The organism is Vibrio sp. M260112 (assembly GCF_036533775.1).
Taxonomy (GTDB): Bacteria; Pseudomonadota; Gammaproteobacteria; order Enterobacterales; family Vibrionaceae; genus Vibrio.
In genome coordinates, this window is sequence record NZ_JATABH010000085.1 from 1 (window position 1) to 5,969 (window position 5,969).

At 40.3% G+C, this 5,969-nt stretch carries 6 protein-coding genes and 3 pseudogenes; 7 read left to right on the plus strand and 2 right to left on the minus strand.

Going from position 1 to position 5,969, the window contains the following annotated elements:
* The 3 genes and pseudogenes from QTN95_RS19480 to QTN95_RS19490 all read left to right on the plus strand — a co-directional run.
* Positions 1–128 (plus strand): annotated as a pseudogene (locus QTN95_RS19480) (ISAs1 family transposase); the annotation flags it as partial.
* 90 nt (positions 129–218) lie between these two features.
* Positions 219–650 (plus strand): hypothetical protein, encoded by a 432-nt coding sequence (locus QTN95_RS19485; RefSeq protein ID WP_138971548.1) that lies wholly within the window; start codon positions 219–221, stop codon positions 648–650.
* 507 nt (positions 651–1,157) lie between these two features.
* The gene (locus tag QTN95_RS19490) at positions 1,158–1,553 is read left to right on the plus strand and encodes an NUDIX hydrolase (protein ID WP_138971549.1); all 396 of its coding nucleotides are present in this window, start codon (positions 1,158–1,160) and stop codon (positions 1,551–1,553) included.
* Positions 1,554–1,573: 20 nt separating this feature from the next.
* On the opposite strand, the pseudogene QTN95_RS19495 reads toward QTN95_RS19490, so the two are convergent.
* A pseudogene (locus QTN95_RS19495) lies at positions 1,574–2,136 on the minus strand (IS110 family transposase); the annotation flags it as partial.
* A gap of 104 nt (positions 2,137–2,240) precedes the next feature.
* Here QTN95_RS19495 and QTN95_RS19500 point away from each other — a divergent pair.
* Positions 2,241–3,539: an SIR2 family protein gene (locus QTN95_RS19500; protein ID WP_331418668.1), complete on the plus strand. Its 1,299-nt coding sequence runs from the start codon at positions 2,241–2,243 to the stop codon at positions 3,537–3,539.
* Between the two features lie 271 nt (positions 3,540–3,810).
* On the opposite strand, the pseudogene QTN95_RS19510 reads toward QTN95_RS19500, so the two are convergent.
* Positions 3,811–3,945 (minus strand): annotated as a pseudogene (locus tag QTN95_RS19510) (IS110 family transposase); the annotation flags it as partial.
* Between the two features lie 101 nt (positions 3,946–4,046).
* Here QTN95_RS19510 and QTN95_RS19515 point away from each other — a divergent pair.
* The 3 genes from QTN95_RS19515 to QTN95_RS19525 all read left to right on the plus strand — a co-directional run bounded on the left by QTN95_RS19515 (position 4,047) and on the right by QTN95_RS19525 (position 5,690).
* Positions 4,047–4,808 carry an RES family NAD+ phosphorylase gene (locus tag QTN95_RS19515; RefSeq protein ID WP_331418664.1) on the plus strand — a complete coding sequence of 254 codons (762 nt, stop codon included), beginning with the start codon at positions 4,047–4,049 and terminating at the stop codon, positions 4,806–4,808.
* Between the two features lie 161 nt (positions 4,809–4,969).
* Positions 4,970–5,398 carry a hypothetical protein gene (locus QTN95_RS19520; protein ID WP_331418665.1) on the plus strand — a complete coding sequence of 143 codons (429 nt, stop codon included), beginning with the start codon at positions 4,970–4,972 and terminating at the stop codon, positions 5,396–5,398.
* A gap of 79 nt (positions 5,399–5,477) precedes the next feature.
* Entirely contained in the window at positions 5,478–5,690 is a 213-nt protein-coding gene (locus QTN95_RS19525) for a hypothetical protein (protein WP_331418666.1), read from the plus strand.
* Positions 5,691–5,969: the final 279 nt, after the last annotated feature.

Sequence of the window (5,969 nt, forward strand, 5' to 3'; positions counted from 1 at the left end):
GGTTGAATATGTTGCGCACAGAGCCGACTAAACTCAGTATCGTTGGAAAACAGAAGCGTTGTATGATGAACACAGCGATGCTAGAGGCGGTCTTGAGTGAAGGCCTAAACGCGGTGGGTAAAAATTAAACACTCATGCGGTCGCCCTGCTGTTTTTGACTTGTATGATGATACTGTTGAGTTTATGAGTTCAACCGTAGATTATATTGAGAGCCTATTATGATTAATGGTGTTTCAGCTTTGCTTTGGCTTCCTTTCTGGGGAGGGATGGTGATAAGTATTGTGGTTATGATTGTATCTGTACTTGGCAACTTAATAACATTACCAATCATTATATTTCTTCTTCGAAACAGAAGAGACTATTTGATCGATAAACTTGATATCTATGCTCCAAAAAAAATACAGGGATGGGCTCATTTCCCATCGTTTGCATGGATCCGCTCTAGCCAGCAGGCATTTAGTTGGTTTCATCGTCATTCAAAGGAAGAAATTCAATACTGGCGTAACGGTATAAAAAAAGAGCTTGGAAGTGTTTATTGGTTGTATCGGTTGAATACAGAATGCTTGAGGTTTAGTTTCCTGAGTATTTTTTTTGTGTTTGTATTTATGGGGATAGAATATCAATTTGGGATATTAGGTATTCCTTTCTAAATCCTCAAATTTTATTGAAGGGCTGTAATGGAATGGTTAACCTAGATAACCCCGACAGGGATTCATTTAATGTATATTAAAGCAACGTATTGAGTTGGTTTACTCGTCAATTTGCTTTAAAGGCGTCGAGTCTTTGGATATCCTTTAGAGGATTACGCAAAAATAGAGGCCGTCAAGTTCCCTCGGTAATTAAGCAAACGACAAAGTCGCTTGGTAATTAAGGTACGACAGAATCGCTTGGTGTTCACACTTCACAGTTGGCACTTCCTAACTCAGAAGTTCCCCGAATTACACTTAGATTAAATACTCTACATAATTCAAGGGGCGTGCGTTTGCCCTACTAAAACTTATTCGATTGAGTTGATAACTGTTCATTCTCGTCATTAGGCGACATCTTGCAGCTTAACTTCCTTTCATGTGTCACAAATTATTGATTATCAGTTGAGTTGATATGAGAATGACTGCATTTTTGAAGGATGAAAAACGACAATTTAAGGGAACATATAGATGGAAGTAAATGAATGTATCTCTTTTATCATGCTAAATGGTTCAGAGGTATTGCTAGAAAAACGCAGTGAGCAAAAGGAAACTGATCCCGGTTTGATCACTATACCTGGTGGCCATATTGAATATGGTGAAACTCAAATTCAGGCGTTGTTCCGTGAATTAAGTGAAGAGCTCAATGTTATTCCAACTGAATACAAATATTTATGTTCTCTTTACCACCCAACGAAAGAACTGCAGTTAATCCATTATTTCATTGTTAGTGCATGGACTGGAGATATTACAGCTCAAGAGGCTGATGAAGTTAAGTGGTATCCATTGGATGTGAGCCAAGTCGGAATTCCTGCTGACAGTATTGCTTTGAAAGAAGTGGAGCGGGTTAGTCGTTATCTGTACTAATTCAGATCTAGTCGGAACTAATACATATGAGCCTCAGCTAGCGTAGCACGTGCTAAGTTAGGAAGCTCGCTCTCAGGGTTCTCAAGCATATCAGGCACTAGCCTCATTAATGAAGCGCGACCAACGGGGATGATCAAACCAAATTCAGAAAGTAGTGCACGGATACGATTCATCAATGCGGTACGCTCGCGCACCCAATGTTCTCTCGTTCGATGAACCGATAAGATAGCTTGTTGCTCAGGGGATTTGACAGGAACAAAGCGAGTGGCAGGTCTTTGCACGGCTTCGCATATAGCGACCGCATCATTGAGGTCATTTTTTCCTTTGGTTCGATATGGCGTGACATACTTAACCGCAATGATACGAGCATCGTGACCGAGTTTGCGTAATGTTCTCGCCCAATAATGTGCACCACCACACGCTTCAACACCTATTCGCATAGGTGGCATATTTGCTATTGTAGTCAGCAGTTTAGAGCGAGTAACCGACTTATGAAGTAGGACTTTTCCATTTTGGTCGACAGCATGAAGACTAAAATGGTTTTTGCTAGGTCGATACCGCAAAAATAAGAATAATCAGACATGGTGCCTCCGGTGCAAATGTATTCCACTTAAGTGTGGCAGATCCTCGGGAGGGGGAATCCATGTCATTCGTTATAACAACTAGAGGTACTATCCATTGAGTAAAATGTTCGAAATAGCTTATGCTGCAGCATCCAATAGGCTTTGTTTTTTTACTGGTACTGGATTTTCTAAAGCAGTTACTAGTGGAGATGCCCCTAGTTGGCAGGGGCTTTTAGAAGAACTAATTAAGTTGCTGCCAAACAAACGGGCTTTGAAAAAAGCCATGTTCCCAAAAGACAAAAGTTCGCCGTTATCTTTAGAGGAAATTGCTCAGGTCTTAAGCATCGAACTAGCTAATAAAGGGTTCAATTTACACGAAGAAGTCGCAAATATCATATCAGAACTCGAAGTAAGCGGTGATATTGAAGAGATTGAGAAATTTCTATCTAAGAGATCTTTTCGTGCAATAACGACGAATTATGACAAGTTATTAGAATCTATTGCTGGTGAACAAGACTGCAAAGCTATAAGTCCGGGCCTTCCCATTCCAAGGTCGATATCTAGAGCCAAGGTCTACCATGTTCATGGATCAATTGACTCCCCTAGTAATATGGTAGTTACTTCTGACGATTACTTTCGTTTTCTAAGCGGAGAGTCATATCACTCAAGAAAACTGAGCACCATACTTCATGAGAATACCGTGGTTATTATGGGGTATTCATTAGGGGATACTAATTTAAAAGCAATTATTAGTGATTACAAAGGTTTTTCTCGAAACCATCTTATAAGCGCAAATATATTTCTGATTTCTCGCTCTCCTGTTGTTCAGCAAGTCAAGGATTACTATTCACACTGCTATGGAATACGAGTGATAGATAGTATGGAAATTTCGGAATTTTTCAGCCAGTTGAATAGAGCTCTACCAGAAGCAGAGGATTGTGTAGAGAGGACGTTGGAAACTATCCAAAGGGTTGTCTTTAAAAACAGGCGATATAAAAAATCCTACCTTCGTCTAGAGAACTCTTTTTTTGAAATTATTGCGTCCTTATCAGCTCTTGGGTTGACTATTTCGAATGAAAAAGTAGTCGAAGCTGTTGGTAAAATATTGCTAGCTAAGACAGAGTTGACACATGAAAACGGTGCTTGGGAACAATATGTTCATTTGGCAAAGTGGCTGATCTATTTAGCAAGCATTCTGGATATTAACGAGACAGAAATAACTAAAACGTTCCTCAACGCAGTTTTACGATCGATGGAAAATATGAGTCGAGAACTACGGCTAGGATATTCGTGGCATGCCTACAAAGCTTGGGATAAAGGTTGGGAGAGTATTACACCGTCAAATCGTGCACTAATTCGTGAATTCATCGAAGAAGAGACGGAGTACGAGGATGCATTACGGATTGTGCAAAAAAATTTTTAATAACAATCATTTAAGTGTGTGATTCATAGACATCCTTTCAACCATACTGGATGTCTATGGACAGAGAAGTTCGACAAAGACTACAGTAGGTAAAGATGTATGAAGAGTCTGGTGATGCAGGCTTCGTATGTCGTCGCTGTGGTATTTCTAGGCCAACATTGCGGAAGTGGGCAAATCTGAATTGGGCATCTTTTTTATAACTGACACTGTTTGTCCAGAGGTTTGTGCCTTAGCCGATCACGGCAGGCACACCTTTGTTTAACTAATAGTAAATGTGTGCGAATGTGTCTAACAGTTTGTTTCTTTTGGCAGTTTTGCGTAGGGCGCACTTGGCATATGCATCAACGCCGTGAATACTGAACACATTCTTGGCGAGGTCAACGGTAATAGTTTGAATGTTGGACATGATAATCTCCAGTTTTTCAGCGTGAATTGAGTCAATATGGCGCGCGGAGTGTCAGGGAGAGGGATTCATATTATTCGTTATGTGTAACTAAAGGATATTTAATGAGTTTTAAATCTTGGCGAAGCTTTTCAATATTTAGTTGGGCAGTAAATCGTAAACAGAGATACATTCTTGATGAAGAGTCTCAGCTTTTTCTAAATTCAATTGTTGATACGTGTAAAGACAGGGAATTGGTTATACCTGAAGGGAAGTGTGTTTGGCGAGCGCAAAATGGACATTCGTGGAAGCCATTGTACCAGCATGACCCCGACACAGAAGAAGATATCCATGTCGATGACATCCCTTGCCCGTTTCCTGATTCAAGAATGAAACCTCTAGAAGATAGTGCATCAGATGGACGAGCGAATTCTAAAGGTATTCCTTGTCTTTATGTGGCTACAAATAAAGAAACAGCGATGTCTGAAGTTAGGCCTTGGCTAGGTGCTATTGTTTCATTAGGCGTATTTAAGACAACCAAGGAGCTAAAAATTTTGGACTTTTCTGTGGAGCAAGGTACTAATAATCTTCGTTTTTACTTTACTGAGCCCACGGAAGAAGAAAAAATTAAGGCAGTTTGGTCGGACATTGATAACGCTTTCTCTAAACCGGTGAGAAACTCAGATTTAAAGTCAGACTACGCAGCAACACAAATTATATCTGAATTTATAAAATCTAAAGGCTATGACGGTATAGCGTATAAAAGTTCATTGGCTGAAGGGCACAATATTGTTCTCTTTGATTTGAACTCAGCTGAGATTGTTGGTTGCCAAATTCATGAAGTATCTAAGGTTCAATTTGAATTCAAAAAGATCGAGGATTACTGAGAATAAGACTGGTAGACAATTCCACATAAGTAATTCAAGCAGATTCGCAACGCTCGGCACTTTTGGCTTGAATCGGCTTTAGTGTTTACGGCACAATGGTTTAGGTTGGGTGGTTAGCGTGGTTCACACCTTAATTTGGTGTTATGTGCAAGGATAGTTTTATGTTCAACTTCTTTAAGAAAAAGAAGACAGGCTTGGATGTCGTTATTCATAATCTGACTGTGATGGGATATGACATTCTTCCATATGGTATTGCTGTTGCTAAAGCAGAATTAGCCAGCGGTTATCGTCCCGCAGAAGTAGCATCCCATATTGCGTTTACTACAATGGCTCGTGATATTCATGATGCTGGAGATGATTTCCTAAAAATCAATGCAATTTATCCCCATGGTATGGCACTGCTCGATATCCTAAAAAGCTGTAAGGATGACAATCTAATGAATCCTACTCAATGGGAAAATGACTCTACAGCTATATATCGCATCATTACGATTGATGATCAACAGTTAGAATGGATCGGAAATATTTTAAATGATCCTCTTGCTGGTAGAGAACGTTTGGCAAGTAGCAGAATCGACTATCAGGCATAAAAAGCACATAAGATAATTGGACTCCCGCTCTAATTACAAGCTAACCTTCTTAAGTTAGCTAACACTTTGGGAAAGCAAGATGAGAACCACGATCATTGGTGTTGACCTAGCCACTAAGGCTATCCAAGTATGTGTTTATTTAAACTCAAAGGTGCTTTCCAATAAAGAACTGACACCTCAGCAGTTTAGTGAGTTTTTGCGTCAACAGCCTCCATGTGTCGTGGTATTCGAATCTTGCAGTGGCTCTAACTACTGGGCTCAATATTGTCGCTCGATGTTAAGCGCATCATAAACCGCGCATTCTCATCGTCTAGCCCGAATAATAAGATCAAACCTCCAACCCAAAGGAGATTTGAAATAGCCAAACGACGCACTAACCAAGAATGGCGAACTCTGTTCGAACACGGGGATCTATTAGAGCGCTGAATTGAATAGTTATTCAACGAACGAAGGCTCGAAAACTGTCGAACGATTTCGCCCAGACTCTTTGGATAAGTAGAGCGACTTGTCTGCATGCTCAAGCCAAGCAAGGTGACTTGATTGGAGCGGTGAAATCTCGCACACGCCAAGA

Coding starts and splice junctions, on each gene's coding strand:
- QTN95_RS19485 (WP_138971548.1), top strand. CDS start 219: ATGATTAATGGTGTTTCAGCTTTGCTTTGGCTTCCTTTCTGGGGAGGG.
- QTN95_RS19490 (WP_138971549.1), top strand. CDS start 1,158: ATGGAAGTAAATGAATGTATCTCTTTTATCATGCTAAATGGTTCAGAG.
- QTN95_RS19500 (WP_331418668.1), top strand. CDS start 2,241: ATGTTCGAAATAGCTTATGCTGCAGCATCCAATAGGCTTTGTTTTTTT.
- QTN95_RS19515 (WP_331418664.1), top strand. CDS start 4,047: ATGAGTTTTAAATCTTGGCGAAGCTTTTCAATATTTAGTTGGGCAGTA.
- QTN95_RS19520 (WP_331418665.1), top strand. CDS start 4,970: ATGTTCAACTTCTTTAAGAAAAAGAAGACAGGCTTGGATGTCGTTATT.
- QTN95_RS19525 (WP_331418666.1), top strand. CDS start 5,478: ATGAGAACCACGATCATTGGTGTTGACCTAGCCACTAAGGCTATCCAA.